The 15,084-nt window shown below is 67.1% G+C and carries 19 protein-coding genes; 6 read left to right on the top strand and 13 right to left on the bottom strand.

All coding sequences use genetic code 11. The features are described from left to right. The first annotated feature begins 20 nt into the window (after positions 1-20). Positions 21-1,199, top strand: a complete 1,179-nt coding sequence (locus tag FKV23_RS14345) for a PQQ-dependent sugar dehydrogenase (protein ID WP_141624467.1) — start codon at positions 21-23, stop codon at positions 1,197-1,199. On the opposite strand, the gene FKV23_RS14350 is transcribed toward FKV23_RS14345, so the two are convergent. Next, positions 1,196-2,638 carry an aminotransferase-like domain-containing protein gene (locus tag FKV23_RS14350; RefSeq protein WP_141624468.1) on the bottom strand — a complete coding sequence of 481 codons (1,443 nt, stop codon included), beginning with the start codon at positions 2,636-2,638 and terminating at the stop codon, positions 1,196-1,198. The genes FKV23_RS14345 and FKV23_RS14350 overlap by 4 nt on opposite strands. 201 nt (positions 2,639-2,839) lie before the next feature. Between FKV23_RS14350 and FKV23_RS14355 the strand changes: the two genes are divergently transcribed. Together FKV23_RS14355 and FKV23_RS14360 are read left to right on the top strand one after the other, a co-directional pair. After that, positions 2,840-3,121 (top strand): hypothetical protein, encoded by a 282-nt coding sequence (locus FKV23_RS14355; protein ID WP_141624469.1) that lies wholly within the window; start codon positions 2,840-2,842, stop codon positions 3,119-3,121. Further along, positions 3,118-3,324, top strand: coding sequence for a twin transmembrane helix small protein (locus tag FKV23_RS14360; protein ID WP_141624470.1), 207 nt, complete (start codon positions 3,118-3,120; stop codon positions 3,322-3,324). The genes FKV23_RS14355 and FKV23_RS14360 overlap by 4 nt, the downstream gene beginning before the upstream one ends. A 3-nt stretch (positions 3,325-3,327) precedes the next feature. On the opposite strand, the gene FKV23_RS14365 is transcribed toward FKV23_RS14360, so the two are convergent. Beyond that, positions 3,328-4,092 carry an N-acetylmuramoyl-L-alanine amidase gene (locus FKV23_RS14365; protein ID WP_141625222.1) on the bottom strand — a complete coding sequence of 255 codons (765 nt, stop codon included), beginning with the start codon at positions 4,090-4,092 and terminating at the stop codon, positions 3,328-3,330. Positions 4,093-4,301: 209 nt separating this feature from the next. On the opposite strand from FKV23_RS14365, the gene FKV23_RS14370 reads away from it, so the two are divergent. Further along, positions 4,302-4,670 (top strand): GFA family protein, encoded by a 369-nt coding sequence (locus FKV23_RS14370; protein ID WP_141624471.1) that lies wholly within the window; start codon positions 4,302-4,304, stop codon positions 4,668-4,670. A 30-nt stretch (positions 4,671-4,700) separates the two neighbouring features. Further along, positions 4,701-5,060: an MmcQ/YjbR family DNA-binding protein gene (locus FKV23_RS14375; RefSeq protein WP_141624472.1), complete on the top strand. Its 360-nt coding sequence runs from the start codon at positions 4,701-4,703 to the stop codon at positions 5,058-5,060. 12 nt (positions 5,061-5,072) lie between these two features. On the opposite strand, the gene FKV23_RS14380 is transcribed toward FKV23_RS14375, so the two are convergent. The 6 genes from FKV23_RS14380 to FKV23_RS14405 form a co-directional block, all read right to left on the bottom strand. After that, complete coding sequence (locus FKV23_RS14380) at positions 5,073-5,594, bottom strand: DUF1993 domain-containing protein (protein ID WP_341867566.1); 522 nt, start codon at positions 5,592-5,594, stop codon at positions 5,073-5,075. 137 nt (positions 5,595-5,731) lie between these two features. After that, positions 5,732-6,160, bottom strand: a complete 429-nt coding sequence (locus FKV23_RS14385; RefSeq protein WP_141624473.1) for a hypothetical protein — start codon at positions 6,158-6,160, stop codon at positions 5,732-5,734. Between the two features lie 105 nt (positions 6,161-6,265). Beyond that, positions 6,266-6,700, bottom strand: a complete 435-nt coding sequence (locus FKV23_RS14390; RefSeq protein ID WP_141624474.1) for a hypothetical protein — start codon at positions 6,698-6,700, stop codon at positions 6,266-6,268. Between the two features lie 66 nt (positions 6,701-6,766). Then, positions 6,767-7,210 (bottom strand): hypothetical protein, encoded by a 444-nt coding sequence (locus tag FKV23_RS14395; protein WP_141624475.1) that lies wholly within the window; start codon positions 7,208-7,210, stop codon positions 6,767-6,769. Beyond that, complete coding sequence (locus FKV23_RS14400; RefSeq protein ID WP_141624476.1) at positions 7,207-7,851, bottom strand: DUF5671 domain-containing protein; 645 nt, start codon at positions 7,849-7,851, stop codon at positions 7,207-7,209. The genes FKV23_RS14395 and FKV23_RS14400 overlap by 4 nt, the downstream gene beginning before the upstream one ends. Positions 7,852-7,925: 74 nt before the next feature. Next, a complete protein-coding gene (locus FKV23_RS14405; RefSeq protein ID WP_141624477.1) occupies positions 7,926-8,372 on the bottom strand; it encodes a hypothetical protein in 447 nt (148 codons plus the stop codon). 274 nt (positions 8,373-8,646) lie between these two features. On the opposite strand from FKV23_RS14405, the gene FKV23_RS14410 reads away from it, so the two are divergent. Then, complete coding sequence (locus FKV23_RS14410) at positions 8,647-9,324, top strand: SAM-dependent methyltransferase (protein WP_167285275.1); 678 nt, start codon at positions 8,647-8,649, stop codon at positions 9,322-9,324. Between the two features lie 29 nt (positions 9,325-9,353). On the opposite strand, the gene FKV23_RS14415 is transcribed toward FKV23_RS14410, so the two are convergent. The 5 genes from FKV23_RS14415 to FKV23_RS14435 all read right to left on the bottom strand — a co-directional run bounded on the left by FKV23_RS14415 (position 9,354) and on the right by FKV23_RS14435 (position 14,851). Then, positions 9,354-9,800 (bottom strand): helix-turn-helix transcriptional regulator, encoded by a 447-nt coding sequence (locus FKV23_RS14415; protein WP_141624479.1) that lies wholly within the window; start codon positions 9,798-9,800, stop codon positions 9,354-9,356. A gap of 142 nt (positions 9,801-9,942) precedes the next feature. Then, a complete protein-coding gene (locus tag FKV23_RS14420; RefSeq protein WP_141624480.1) occupies positions 9,943-10,317 on the bottom strand; it encodes a GFA family protein in 375 nt (124 codons plus the stop codon). A gap of 225 nt (positions 10,318-10,542) precedes the next feature. Then, positions 10,543-13,008 (bottom strand): apolipoprotein N-acyltransferase, encoded by a 2,466-nt coding sequence (gene lnt, locus FKV23_RS14425; protein WP_141625224.1) that lies wholly within the window; start codon positions 13,006-13,008, stop codon positions 10,543-10,545. Positions 13,009-13,046: 38 nt separating this feature from the next. Continuing rightward, the gene (locus tag FKV23_RS14430; protein ID WP_141624481.1) at positions 13,047-13,736 is read right to left on the bottom strand and encodes a hypothetical protein; all 690 of its coding nucleotides are present in this window, start codon (positions 13,734-13,736) and stop codon (positions 13,047-13,049) included. 23 nt (positions 13,737-13,759) lie between these two features. Continuing rightward, positions 13,760-14,851 (bottom strand): SGNH/GDSL hydrolase family protein, encoded by a 1,092-nt coding sequence (locus FKV23_RS14435; protein ID WP_141624482.1) that lies wholly within the window; start codon positions 14,849-14,851, stop codon positions 13,760-13,762. Positions 14,852-15,084: the final 233 nt, after the last annotated feature.

Raw genomic sequence — 15,084 nt, forward strand, 5'->3', positions numbered from 1 at the left:
CCCGGAATCCGGAGTCCAAGATGCCCCGCAACCTGTTGTCCATCGCCTGCCTTTCCGCCCTGCTGCTCGCCTGCGGCAACCGGGGCAACGACGTGGCCGCGAACACGTCCACGGCTGCCGCGCAGGAACCGGCTGCCCCGTTCGTCACCGTCGACATGGCCAGTTTCGACGAGCCGTGGGCGATGGCATTCCTGCCCGATGGCCGCCTGCTGGTCACCGAGAAGCGCGGCAAGCTGAAGCTGGTCACCCTCACCGGCGAAGACACGGGCAACGCGGTCGAGATCAGCGGCGTGCCCGAGGTCGCCTATGGCGGCCAGGGCGGATTCGGAGATGTGATCCTGCATCCGGATTTTGCCAACAACAATCTGGTCTACATCAGCTATGCCGAACCCGGCGAAGGCGACACCCGCGGCGCCGCTGTCGCGCGCGCGCGGCTCCAGCTCAACGCCCGCGGCGGCGGCCGCCTGTCCGGTCTGGAGGTGATCTGGCGCCAGGTGCCCAAGGTCACCGGCCAGGGCCACTACGGTCATCGCATGGCCTTCGACAGGGACGGCTACCTGTGGGTCAGTTCCGGTGAACGGCAGAAGTTCGACCCGGCCCAGGACATGAATTCGAACATGGGCAAGATCCTGCGTCTCAACGACGACGGCACCGCGCCGGCCGACAATCCTTTCGTCGACCAGGGCGAGGTGGCCGCGCAGGTGTGGTCGCTCGGCCATCGCAACGTGCTCGGGATCGCCTTCGATGCCGAGGGCCGGCTGTGGAACAACGAAATGGGGCCGAAGGGCGGCGACGAGTTGAACCTGGTCGAACGCGGCGGCAACTACGGCTATCCGATCGTTTCCAACGGCGACCACTACGACGGCCGCCCGATCCCGAACCACGACACCCGCCCCGAGTTCATCGCCCCGAAGATCACCTGGACACCGGTGATCTCGCCGTCGGGCTTCGTGATCTACGACGGCGACCGCTTCCCGCACTGGAAGGGCAACGGATTCATCACCGGACTGTCGTCGCAGTCGCTGGTGCGGATCGAGTTCGATGGCGAAGAGGCGCGCGAAGCCGAACGCTTCGACATGGGCAAGCGCATGCGCGCGATCCGGCAGGGTCCCGAGGGCAGCTTGTGGCTGCTGGAAGACGGCGCCAATGGCCGCCTGCTGGAGTTGAGCCCGCCACCGACCACGACCGTGGAAGGCTAGGCAACGCCATCGGGACTGGCCCTGTCCTGCCTGCGCGCAACCAGCGTGCCGAGGGTCCGCAGCGCCGCATCGGCACGCTCGTCGAGCGGATGACCGGCGTTCAAGCGCAGGCAGTGACCGAACTCGCGTCGGGCCGAGAAGATCGGCCCCGGCGCGAGACTCATCCCATGTTCCAGTGCCTGCCGATGCAGGGCCAGGGCGTCGTTGCCATGTGGCAGCTCCAGCCACAGGAAGTAGCCGCCTTGCGGACGCGTCACCCTTACGCCGTCCGGGAAATACCGCGTGATCGCGTCCAGATACTGCGCCTGCTGCGCGGCCAGGGTCGCGCGCAACCGCCGCAGGTGACGCTCGTAGCCGCCGCGTTGCAGGTAGCGCGCGATCGCCAGTTGCGCCGGCACGTTGGTGTTGAGCGTACTGGTGAGCTTGAGCCGGGCGATCGTCTCGCGATGACGGCCGGCCGCGACCCAGCCGATCCGGTAGCCGGGCGCGAGGCACTTGGAGAACGACGAGCAATGCAGCACCCGCCCGTTGCGGTCGAAGGCCTTGGCCGGCGGCTGCCGCTTGGGAGCATGATGCAGTTCGGCGTAGACGTCGTCCTCGACCAGCGGAATGTCGTGCGCGGCAAGCAACTCGACCAGCGCGCGCTTGGCGGACTCCGGCATGGTCGCGCCGAGCGGGTTGTGGAAGGTCGGCATCAGCCAGCAGGCGCGTGGGGCATGGCGCCCGATCGCGGCTTCCAGCGCGTCGAGGTCGACGCCTTCGCGCGGATGGGTCGGCACCTCGATCGCTCGCAGGCCACTGCGCTCGAGCGTCTGCAGCACGGCGTAGAAACAGGGTGACTCGACCAGTACTGCGTCGCCGGGCCGGGTCACCGCGGCGATGCTCAGGTTCAGCGCCTCCAGCGCGCCGTTGGTGATCACGATCTCATCGGCCGCCACCTCGATGCCGTCGACCAGATAACGCTGGCTGATCTGCCGACGCAGTTCGGCATGGCCCGGGGTCAGGTCGTCGACCGTGCGCCACGGATCGAGCTCGACCGCGCTGGTCGCGAGCGCGCGCCCGAGCCGTGACAGCGGAAACAGCAGCGGGCTCGGGAAGGCCGAGCCGAACGGGACAAGGTCGCGCTGCATCGCCGACTCCAGCACCCCGAACACCAGTGCGCTGACATCGAGCGTGCGCGAGTCGCCGTCCGGCCGCGACGGCGTCTCCGGCTCCGGCAACCGCGGCGGCGGGTGGGGGGCGACGTAGTAACCCGAACGCGGCCTTGACTCGACCAGCCCCTGCGCCTCCAGCAGGTAATAAGCCTGGAACACCGTCGCCGGACTCACCTTGCGGGCGGAACACGTCTGCCGCACCGACGGCAGCCGCTCGCCGGGACGGAACACGCCGGCCTGGATCGAACGCGCGAGCTCCTCGGCGAGGGCGCGGTAGCGGGTCATCGGTGCCGGGCGATCCTGGTTTTGGCGGGCCTGGTCTTGGTGGTCATGGGCTGAGCGATCAACTGATACGGTTTTTTTCACCGTTTCTGATTCTACTGAATCTGATCCTGCCTCCCTAGACTGTCACCACCTCTCCCAGGCCGGCCCCATGTCCCGGGCATCCAACTCAATCTCGCCCTGATCCTGTTCACGCCGTGGTTCGTGATCCTGTCGGTGCTGTTCTGGCGCTTCCCGCGCCAGCCGCGCGGATCGGCCCGCACCACATTCGACAGCCTCGCCCTGGCGGTGGCCACAGCCGCCGCGTTCGCCGGCATGCATTGGGGCATGCGCAACGCCGACGCCTCGTACGGGGCGATGTGGCCGCAGGTCCTGGCGACCTCGGTCGCCTACGGTCTGTACCTTACGGCGATGACGGTCGCCCTGCTGATCCGCATGCGCTGGCTGCGCCGCCGGCCCTCTCCTCTCCCCGGAGCACAATCATGAAGACCCTGCTGGTCGTCGGCTTCCTCGCCCTGATCCTCTACAACCTCGGCGCCGCGCTTTACTACATGCTCACCGACCGCGGCGAGAGCAAGCGCGCGGTCAATGCCCTGACCCGCCGCATCGCGCTGTCGATCGCACTGATCGGGCTGGTCGCCATCGGCATCGCCACCGGCTTCATCGAGCCGCACGGCATCGGCGCGTAGGCCTCACCCGTCGGCGGCGTCCGGCATTTCCATCAGCTGTTGCTGCAGGTCGTGCAGGATATCGGCGTCGCCCGGCAGCCATTGGCTGCCCGCCCCGGCATCGTCGGGCATGTCCGCATCGAGCCGGCACTCGATACCGCGGTAGCGGCGCTGGAACGCGCAGCGCGCGGCGTCCGGGTCGCGCAGGTCGTAGCCGATCAACCGCATCGCCAGCCACGGATCGAAGCCATCCGACGCCGGTGCGGGCGGCATGCGCGGCCATAGTCCGAAACCGGCCTCGGCCAGTCGTTGCCACGGGAAATGCGCGCTCGGGTCGCGCTTGCGGGTCGGGGCGATGTCGGCATGGCCCAGGATCAGATGGCGCGGAATGCCGAGCCGGGTGGTGATGTCCTCGAGCAGGACGATGATGGCCTCGACCTGCACATCCGGGAATGGCGAGGCGCCGTCGTTGTCGATCTCGATGCCGATCGAGTCTGAATTGAGGTCGCCGATGCCGCCCCAGCGGCTCGCGCCGGCATGCCAGGCCCGCTCCGACTCCGCCACCAGCTGATAGATGCGGCCGTCGGCGCCGATCAGGTAATGCGCGCTGACCCGACCGCCGGAGTTGCGGGTCTGCAGGATCTCCAGCGCCGCCTCGGCACCCTTCACCTCGGTGTGGTGGAGCACGATCACGCGCGCGCGGCGCTCGTCGAAGTTCGACGAGGGGCGCCATTCGGCCAGTGGATTGCGTGCCGGCGCGGTCGTGCAGGCGGCAACGGCCAGCGCCATCGACAGTGGCAGCAGGTATCTGCAATGCGCGGCAAGCTGGGACAGCACGACAACGTCCTTCTCGACCCGGAGTCGCACAGCCTAGCGTCCTTTCGATGCGCCGGCTTCTGTTCCATGACGGGCCGGTTTCCCGCACACCCTGCTGACACACTTTGTCAGCAAGGTGCACGCATACTGGCACCCAGCCTCCATCACGGGAATCATGGACCATGCGCCTACAGGGAAGCTGCCATTGCGGCCGCACGCGTTTTGAAGTCGACACCGCCCCCGCCAGCGTTACCCGCTGCACCTGCTCGATCTGCAGCAAGCGCGGCGCGCTCTGGGCCTACTACACCCCGGACAGCTTCCGTCTGCTGACGGATGGGGACGACGTGGCCACCTACCGCTGGGGCTCGGAGACGGTAAAGCTGAACTTCTGCGCGACCTGCGGCTGCGGCACCTTCAACGAGTCCCCGGACTGGTCCAAGGGCGAGCCCGACTTCGAGCACCCGAAGATCGGCGTCAATGCGCGCCTGTTCGACGACTTCGACCTTGATGCAGTGCCGGTGGAGACCATCGACGGCCGCAATCTCTGGTAACGCGCATCGGCTTCTGCCATCACCCACACCATGGACACCGAACAGCTCAAGGATTTCTGCGCATCGCTGCCCGGCGCCCGTGTGCAGTTGCACGACAACGGGCCGAACATCCTGGTCCATGACGTCGGCGGCAAGCGTTTTGCGTATTTCAAGACCAGTGAGCCTGAGCGCTGGCGCTTCAGCATCAAGGTCACGCCGGAGCGTTTTCTCGAACTGACCGGCGTGCCGGGCATCAAGCCGGCACGCTGGCTGGGGCGTTTCCACTGGGTCACCATCGTCGACGTGCGGACCGTGCCCGAGGACTATCTGCGCGAGCTGGTCCGCTGGTCGTACGACAAAGCCATCGGCGGGCTCACGCGGGCCCGCCGGCGGCAACTGCTCGGCGACTGAACGGCGCGGCGTTCAGCGCTCGATGCCGGCTCCCATGTAATCCAGCTTGCCCAGCCGGACGCCGGACTGGCGCAGGATCGCGTAGGCGATGCCGACGTGGAAGAACAGGTTCGGCAGCACGAAGTCGAGCAGGTAGGCCTGCCCCTTGTACTCGAGTCTTTCCTTGCCGAAATTCAGCGTGATGTCGCGGTCCTCGCCACCGTCGACCTGCTCCGGCTGCACGCTGCGCATGAACGCGATCGCACGTTCGACGCGCGCGTACAGTTCGTCGAAGGCGGTCTCGTCGTCATCGAATCGCGGCGGCTCGATGCCGGCCAGCCGGGCGGAGCCGTTCTTGACCATGTCGGTGGCGATCTGCACCTGCCTTGCCAGCGGCAGCATGTCGGGCGCCAGCCGTGCCTGCAGCAGTGCCTCGGGGGCATAGCCGTGGGCGACGGCATGCGCCTCGCCCTTCTTCAGTACATGGACCAGGTTCTGCAGGGTATGGATGAAGACGGGCACGGAGGCCGGATACATCGACAAGGAAATGCTCATGGCGGTACTCGGGAAGGTGGAGCGCAAACGCTACCCATCCGCCCCGCGCACGGCCAGAGGCCGGCGCGGGAATATCCATCCCGGACGCGGGTCAATCGCGGCGCAGGCAGTGACCCGGCCTTGCGGCCGGGACATGCTCAGCCCAGCCAGCCTCGTGCGTCGGCCTTCTTCGCGTACAGCCACAGCCCGAGCGCGATCAGCAGGATCACCGCCGGCATCACCAGGCTCGACGGCCCGAGCAGCGACCAGGCCGGGGTCGCCGCAAAGCTGCCGACGATCTGCAGCACCACCATGACCAGCGACACCATGAACAACATCACCGCCCAGCGCTTCCTGAGCAGCAACCCGAACGCGCCCAACACGCCGGCCGCCACCGCAGCGCCCCACAGCACGTTGATCCACGACGGCGTGGCCTCGTATACCTCGCGCTGGGCATCCGGCATCGCCGCCGCCTGTTCGGGCGTCATCGCGATCGTGAGCAGGAACACCAGCACGCCAAGCAGATTCCACAACAAGGCGATTACTGCGATCAACCAGTACGACTTCGGGCGTGCGGCAGCATTCATCACTTCCCTCCCCAGGGGTTGGCAGAACGGCGATGATGCGAGGGTACGCCGGTTCCGGTTTCCACGCAGCACCTGACGACATCGCCGCTGACAGGCCAGTCCCGCTCAGTGCGATACGGCCGAGGACGACAAGCCATCCGGCGTGGTCGGCATATCCCCGGCCCGCCGTTCCTGGCGCTCGGCTTCGAGCATCTCCAGGTACTGCGGCAGCGACTTGCCGGCCGCCATCGCCTCATGGGCGGCGGCGGCGTCCAGCGCGGCCGAAACATGCAGTTCCAGCTTGCGACCGGCATCGGCCTGCACCGCCACCGCGTGCCTGAGCATCGCAAGCATCATCGCCGCACTCTCGGTCCCACTCAGGGCCTTGCCGCCGAGCACCATCACCCATTCGCGATCGCGCAATCCGGCCCCGCCGACAACATTGCCATCGGCATCGATCAGCTGCGCGTGGGGCTGGAGGGTATCGCCGAGACGGCGGATCGGACGATCGGGAGCCTGCTTCCTGCGCGCGTCGCGCCGGATTTTGGAATGACGGGACATGGCGACCTCTCCGCACACTGCTTCACGCACAGTGTGCCGCATGCCGGACCGCGGTGGTACAGGAAATTACTCGCCGCCCGAATCCTTCCTGTCGAAACGGCGGTCGAAGCAATGGCGGTCGGCCGGATGGTGCCATCTGTCGAGATAACCACTGCCCCCAATCTCACGGGCGGTGTCGGTCGCGAACGTGGCGCACAGGCGGATCGAGCGCAGGCCCGTCACCTCATACCCGTAGGCCTCGCCATCGACCGGGTCGCCGGACGGCAGAGGTAGACCGGGGCGCCGGGCGAGGGCTGCAAGCGTCTCCGGCAGGGCGCCGTGTTCGTCCAGATGGATGCGCACGGCACGTTCGATACGCTCGAGGTCGCGCACGCGCTTCTCGTCGATCCGCATGTCGCGTCGGGCCGACGGCGGATCCATCACCACGACCGCTGTGACCACGGTGGCGACTACCACGACGCTGGCCACGATCGCCAGCCAACGCCCCTCGCCCGCAATGCCTCCACTCATGCCTCCCGCTCCTCGCGTCGCAGGTCGCCGAGGTAGTAGCCGAAGACTGTCCCGGCAATCACCGCCACCACCAGCACCTTGAGCACGAAGCGCAGGGTCAACTCGCCGCCGAGCAGGTTGAACACCAGCGTGATCATGTCGCCGACCAGCACGGCCGAGGCTACGAACAGGGTCAGGTAGGTCAGCCAACGCCTCACCGCCGACAGGCGCTTGACCGGACTGCGTGCCAACTCGCGGCCCAGATAACGGGCGACGAACAGGAACACCGGGAACGCGATGACCAACGATGCCACCGACCAACGCATAGATCGCTCCAGCCGGCCAATGACGTATTCGGAATCCGCCGGGTCCGGTAGCGCGCGGGTGATCAGGTCGAACAACAGGCTGCCCAGGTGATAGGCGGCGACGTACAACGTGGTGAACAGCACAAGGTAGAGGAACGCCTCACGTGCAGACAGGTATGGGCGCGGGCGCGGCACTGGAATCGCAGACGGGATATCCGCCCAGACATCCAAGGCACTCACTACCTGTTCGGGCGGCCATCCGGCCCGGGCCAGAGTGGCCCGTATTTCCTCGCGAGCGACGCCTGCCGCCAATGACTCGCGAACGAACAGTTCCAGATCCTGCGTTGCCGACGCCATGCGTGCTCCCTTCGCGGCTCGTGGCCCGCGTATCCGATGCCGGGAAATCTAGCAGATCACCGGCGTATCCGGCCTCAGCCGCGTACTGCGAACGGCTTGCCGGTCAGCAGGTTGATGTAGGGCTGGCGGTCGACATGGTGGAACAGGTAGGTCCGCCGCACCGCGCCGTCAGTGTGTGCCGGCACCAATCCGCGCAGGGCCGTCATCAACGCCGCGTCGCCCTCCGCGGTCGAATTGGGCCATCGCGGGTAGAAGCCGACGACGATGATGTCGTCCGCATCGTCGAGCAGTTCCAGCTCGTCGTAGAGGAAGCCGTCGTCTTCGTTCTCGTAGGCCATCCGCGCGGATTCGGCCAGCGAAACGCCGTCGCCAAGCCGGTAGGCACCGGTCGCGACCACCGGGACCCGGGCACCATTGTGATCGGTGGTGTCGACGACGATGTCGATGACGCCGGCCTCGGGGTGGCGTTGGAGGAAACGGGCAAAACCGGCCAGTGGCGATGGCGCGACGGCGGCGGACATGTTCGGAGCGGATTGGCGGGGCGGCATGGATGGACTCACGTGGCGGGGTCACGCGGGTTACATGAAGGCCTAGTGCAGGCGCCTGGACGCAACCTTACCCAACTCCGGGCCGGATTTCGCGGGGGGTGACATCCGGCCCGCGACCCGGTGCCCGGACCCGGCCACAATGACACCCTGGACAACGGCCCGGGAGCACGCGATGGGACATCTGCAACGTGGCAGTCCGAAAGGATGGCAGCAGACAGGAAGCCGCATGGCGCCTCACGCAGCAGGCATGCTCGCGATCGCCATGGCGGCGGTGCTGGCCATCAGCTGCAGCGCCGGGCCGCCGGCCGCGCCATCGGCCGATGACGCCCCGGCCACGGCAGGCGAGCCCCGGTCGGCCCCAGCCGATGAAGATCCGCTCGACCTGCCGCCTGTCGACGCGGTGTACGACCTCATCTCGCTCGCCCCCGAGGACAGTCCGCGCCCGGCACGCACCCCGGACGTGGTCTACGTGCCAACCCCGCAGGAGGTGGTGGACGCGATGCTGGAGATCGCCGATGTCGGCCCCGGCGACGTGGTCTACGACCTCGGTTCCGGCGATGGCCGCATTCCGATCACCGCCGCCCAGCGCTGGGGCACGCGCGGGGTCGGCATCGAACTGCACCCGCTACTCGTGCGCGAGGCCAACCTCGCCGCCCACCGCGAAGGCGTGGACGACAAGGTGACCTTCATCGAGGGCGACATGTTCGAGCTCGACCTGACCAGCGCGACCGTGGTCACCCTGTACCTGCTGCCCGACCTCAACCTGCGCCTGCGGCCGAAGCTGCTGCGGCTCGCCCCCGGCACCCGCATCGTCACCCACAACTACCACATGGGCGACTGGGTACCGCAGCGGCAGCGGATCATCGGCGACTCGGTGGTCTACTACTGGACCGTGCCGGAGGAGATTCCGGCGCACTTGCGCTGACGGCGCCGGATCAACGGATACGATCGGTATCAGCCCAGCGCTTCGAGCGCGGCCAGCACCTCGCGCTTGCCCTTGCCGCGCAGCGCGGCAATACGCTCCAGCTGCTCGGCCGGAGGACGGGTGATGCCCTTCTCCCAGTTGTAGACCGTTGGGCCGCTGACACCGAGCAGGCGCCCGAAATCCGCCGCCGCCAGTCCCAGCCGGTCGCGCAACTTGCGCAGGCCCGCGGGCGAGAAACGGCGCGGCTTGGACGAGCCCTTGGATGCGGCAACAGGCGGCGCGGCCGACATCGCAAAGCGGGAAGCTTTGCCCAAGGTCGTCAATTCCCTGCGCAGTTCGGCATTCTCACGCTTGAGCGCTGCGACATCGCGGCGCAGGCTCGCGACGTGCTTGCGCATCGGATCGATGGTCTTGCGCAGTTCCTTGCGCGCCAGACGTGCCACTTCCTCCTTGAGGGCACCGGCGAAATTGGACATGTGAAAGCCTCGCGCTATGGAAAGGGTGAGTGTCAGGATAGGCCGATTGTGCGGGAAATAGAAACGCAGGAATCCATCGCCGCCAGCTTATGGGCAATATTAGAAACGGCGCCGGGACCGGACACAGCTATCAAGGATCCGTTCAGGGCACCTCGCCGATCAGGCTCTGGCCCGCGCCGTTGCTGGCTCCGATCGGGCCGATGCGCGACAGATCGACGCCTTCGATACACGCCACATTGAAACCGTACTCCGTAGGAACACTGCGGCGCTGGTGGTGCGTGTAAATGCCGCAGATGCTGCAGAAATAATGCCTGGCCTGCATGGTGTTCCACTGGTAGAGCGAGAGCTTGTCCGCGCCCCGCACCACCCGAAGCCTGTCCAGCGGCACGGCGGCCATGATCGCGCCCTTGCGGCTGCAGATGGAGCAATTGCAGCGCCGCACGTTTTCGAAACCGTGCTCAAGATCGACTTCGAACTCCACTGCCTTGCAGTGGCAGGTACCTCGCTTTGTTTCCATCAGATCCTCTTTTTCATTTCAGCATGACCCCGCCTGACGGGTATGCCGCCCATGCCCGTGCGGCCAGAACGCCGGCAAAAAGTCGCCATCGCTCACCCCGCGCGACGAGGACGACGACGACCAGGACTATGGCATGGGCAGCTTATTTCAGAAAATGAGATCTTCGACAGGAAACTTCCGGAACAGCAGCACATCCATACTGGGCTGCCGTGGCTGTGCGCCCGCTCAGGCGGACAGAATACGCAGCAGCAGCCAGGCCGGCACGCCCACGTAGAAGACCAACCGCCCCAGCCATTCCAGCGCACGCCGGGCATCGCTCGCAGCAGCCGGGCGCAGCAGCAAGACGAACCCGGTGACAGCTTCGATGACGATGCGCAGCGCAGCGGCAAACAACATCAGGCCGATCGACCACGCCGTCCACCAGATCAGCAACCCGAGCAGCCAGGCCTTGGGGCCGTAGATGTAGTACTCGCCAAAGGTGCCGCCAAAGGCGATGTGTTGATGCAGACGGAAGGCGACCAGCGCGGGCAGCAGCGGGAACAGCGCGAACTTCACCAGCGCATGCTCGAACCACCGGCGGCGGATCGACGCGCGCACCTGTGCAAGCGCGGCCATGCGATCGGATGCGCCGCCGGCCATGCGCGCCGGCGATCCGGCCGCAGCCAACGCACGTTGCAGCGCACGGGGGTCGGGCAGGATGATACCCAGCGGCCAGCGCCTGCCCGAAGCCAGCTGCAGGTCGACGCCACTGTCCGGCAGGGGCACCCGCCATGCACGCAGGCCTGTGATCTGACCCACCGGAATTTCGACCCGCTGGGCACGCTGGTCGAGCACCAGCATCCCGGCCTCGATGCGCGCGGTGGCGGCAAACGCACGCCGGATCGCCCATGCGGCCAGCATCGGCGCCACCACCATCGCGGCGAACAACCAGATCTGCGACAGCGACTGGACCTGGGCGCCGTGACGCAGCAGCATGCCCAGTGCCAATGCGAGCAGACCGACGCCCGCGCATAGCCGCAGCAGCGCGGCAACGGCGCGCCACGCGGCCGGAAGGACGGCCACCTCCGCCGAAAAATGAGCATCGCCCCCCTGTGTGACCGTATCCATCCCGGCCCGGCGGCCGCTCACCGCGCGCCAGCCGGCAAACACGGCCAGTACAAGCAGGAACAGCAACCCGGTCCGGCCCACCCAGTCGCCCCAGCGCACCATCAGCGTGACCGGCGGATCCTGCGCGGCGAGAGTACCCGTGAGCACCGCCGGGTCGCCCATGGTCGTACTCACCCGCACTTCGCCGGTATCGTCGATGATCGCACTGAGGCCGTTGGTGGTGACCCGCAGCTGCGGCAGGCGCGTTTCGATGCTGCGGAACGCCGCGACCGTCAGGTGCAGACGGGCACCGTTCGGATACCGGGTAAACCAGGAATCGTTGGACAGGCCGATGATCGCCTGCGCGCCCAGCCGCGCGCCGTCGATCGCCAGGCCGGTGCGCACATCGTCCAGGCAGATCAGCGGGACCACATTGACCTCGCGCCCGTCTGTCGTGCGCAGTGGCAGCACGCGGGCGCCGTCGCCCGGCTGCCAACCGCCGGTCCAGGGCAGCAGGCGCCGCAACAGCGGGCCGTCCAGCCAGCCCGGCACATGCTCGGTCAGCGGGAACGGGTGGGCCTTGCGGTAGTGGCCGAGCAGGCCCCTGCCCGGCTCGACGAAGGCCGCCGCGTTGTATTCGCCGGCATCGTCGATGTCGTAGGTGCCGAACACCAGCGGCACGCCGACGGAATCGACGAAGTCGAGGATCTCGCGGTCCAGTGCCGCACCGTCCTCGCTCTTGGGATGTCCGAAGGTCGTCGGGTAAACCGTCTCCGACCACAGCAGCACGTCCGCATCGTGGTCGCGGATGGCTGAATTCGACAGCGCGTAATGCGTGTCCAGCACATGCCGGACCACGCCATAGGCGCCGATTTCCTCACGCAGGCGCTCGTAGTCGGTGATGCTCGCCTGCACCATTGCGACCCGCAGCGATGGCACGTCCGCGGCAGGCGGCGACTGCAATGCGGACAACCGCGCACCGCCATAGCCTGCCATCGCGACGACAATAGCCGCCGCCAGCGCCGCGGGCCGAAGCATGGCGCGCGCGCCGCCCTCGCGCCAACGCACCGCGATCAGGGCCAGGGCTTCGTTGACAAGGATCAGCAGGAAGGTGATGCCCGCCGCACCACCCAGGTCGGCAACCTGGCGCAGGTACGCCGAGGGAAACAATCCATGGCCGAGGGTGTCGCCAAGCAGCTTGGGCACCAGCCACTCGCAACCCACCCAGGCCGAGGCGCCGGCCAGTGCGCGCAACAACGGCCCATGGCGACGACCGACCAGGTGACGCACCAACGCGAATGCCAGCACCTGGCACTGCAGCAGCGGCGCCAGCACCAGCAGGACCAGGGTCGCCGGCAACGCGCCAACGCCGGTGTAGGCACCGATGGCGGCGCCGAACCAGATGAACACCGCCGCCATGAAAGCGACACTCATCAACAGCCCGCTCAGCAGCGCGCCGGCCTGTGTCCGTTCGCGATTGAGTGCGAGCAGCCACGGCAACAGCACGACGAACCCGAGCAGCCAGGCATGACCGCCGCGCGCGTAGAGGCCGAGCAAGGCGGCGCTGGCGACAATGCCGGCCAGCCTGCTCCAGCGAGGCCCCACAAATCGCTGCGAGCCCGGCTCGGTAATCGATTTTCTGATCAATCAGGAACCTTCGAAGAAGGAATGCGGACCCGCCGCAGCGGCAGGCCGGGCGGCGCCAGCTCGGGCGGCACGACGCGGTTCTCCGGCACCTGGATCGGGCGGCCCTGGTCGTCATGGAAGGTGTAGTCCGGCGAGAACATCAGGATCGCCTCGATCGGCTCGCCTTCGTCGGTCACCTGGTGGTGGCGGACATAGCCTTCCGGCAGCTCGTAGTCCTCGGGCACCGCCAGCCCTTCCAGCGGTGGGCTGGTACCCGGCGGATTGAATGCGGCGATGCCGCTGCGGATCCCGACGTGGTGCAGCGCGTCGATCACCTCGGCGACCGTCGGTTCCGGATCGCCGGGCCGTATCCAGGCGGCGATGTCATCGCGGTCCCTGCTGGGCAGGTCGACCGGGTCCTCCAGCGGTGCCGGCATCCGGCGCGCGGTCGGCATGGCGTCCGTGCTCCCTGCGGGCTGCCCTGCATCACGGGCTTCGCGCACCGGCGTCTCCGCTCCGGTGCCGGCGACCGCGCGCGGCGTCTTCGGCAACTGCAGCAGGCAGGCAATTCCGGCCCCGACCAGCACCACGGCCAGCAGCTTGTAAAACAATGCCGCACGACGCGCAGGTCGCGCCTTGGCGACCACCCGCACACCATCGCCGCCCTGGCCGGGCGGCGTGGTGTGCGAGTTGCCGGACGTGCTCATGGACCTGTCTCAACCGATGCCGGTCAGTTCGGTCCGGCCGGGTTGTAGACCGACAGCGCCCAGCCCATCCGCTCGTGCCCGTAACGGTTCCAGATGGGGCTGCGGCCGTCGGGGAAGCTGGTGTAGCGCGGCGTCACCGAACCCGAGCTGCCGCCCCAGATGCCGGCCCAGACGGTGGTGCCGGTGTAGGTCGGGTGAACGTCGTCGGACTGGATGTAGTCGTAGCTGCTGGAGCTGCTGACCAGCTTGAAGTTGGCGTCGCGCAGGGTCGAGCGCAAGGTCACCGAGATGCGGTTGACGTAGTTGCTCTCGCTCTCGCCGGGGATGTAACGGATCGCCTCGGAATCGACGATGCCGTCACCGTTGCGGTCGTAGTCCGCGGCCATGTACTGGGCGAAGCTGTCGGCGCACTTGAAGCCCTTCTGCCGGGCGTACTCGCACATCCAGTAGTTCATCCGCGCCATGGCCGGAAGGAAGACGCTGCGCATGTTCACCGTCGCGCCGGTATTGGCATCCTTGCACGAGCTCTGCACGTTGTCTGCGTCGTAGCCGGGGTAGTACAGGTTGGAGATCACCTTCAGCTTCGCGTTCGGATGCGCATTGGCGTTGATGTAGTCCATCGCCCGGGCCACGTAGGTGCGGCAGGAGGAGATCGCCGACTCGATCCCGCTGTAGTTGCAGGTGCCGGTCTGCGACTTGAAGCTGGAACGCGCCTGCAGGCCATCGTTGCCGCACATCTCGAAGGTCACCATGCGGGTCGAACTGTGCTGCATGTAGGAGCGCTCGCCCACGATCTTGTTCTCGTAGACGTCCTTGGCCACCGCGCCCGACTTGGCCCGGCGCACGCTTTCGATGTCGGCGTTCCACTTCGCCGAAATGTACTCGGCATCCACCGTTGGCGCCGCATACAGCGCGGCCTTGCTGATGGAACCGTTGTAGCCGGCGTAGATCGAGTCGCCGTAGGCCACCACGCGATATTTGGTGCTGGTTCCCGACCGGTCGATGGTCCAGGAAACATTCTGGTTCAGGGTGCTGCCCATGGCCTGTCCGCCGATCGCGAGCAACACGAGCGCGGGCAGCCACCGTCCAACGGTACCGCCGAGTCGAATATCCATATGCCTTGCCCCTTTTGAAATGGTGTGCACCACGGGCACCGGCCGGCGCCCGCATCGATGACAAAACCCATCTGCGGCCGGGGCATCGAACTTCTGCGACTCCCCCTCCCCTGCACCGCGGACCCGACGCTAGCGTATGGTTTTCGGGGGAGTCAATGTGCACTGCGGCAAAAACCGGCCAGGAAAAAGTCGTATCGGCCCGTAACGGGGCTTTCGTCGCCGAGGCGGACAGT

This window comes from Lysobacter alkalisoli (assembly GCF_006547045.1).
GTDB lineage: Bacteria > Pseudomonadota > Gammaproteobacteria > Xanthomonadales > Xanthomonadaceae > Marilutibacter > Marilutibacter alkalisoli.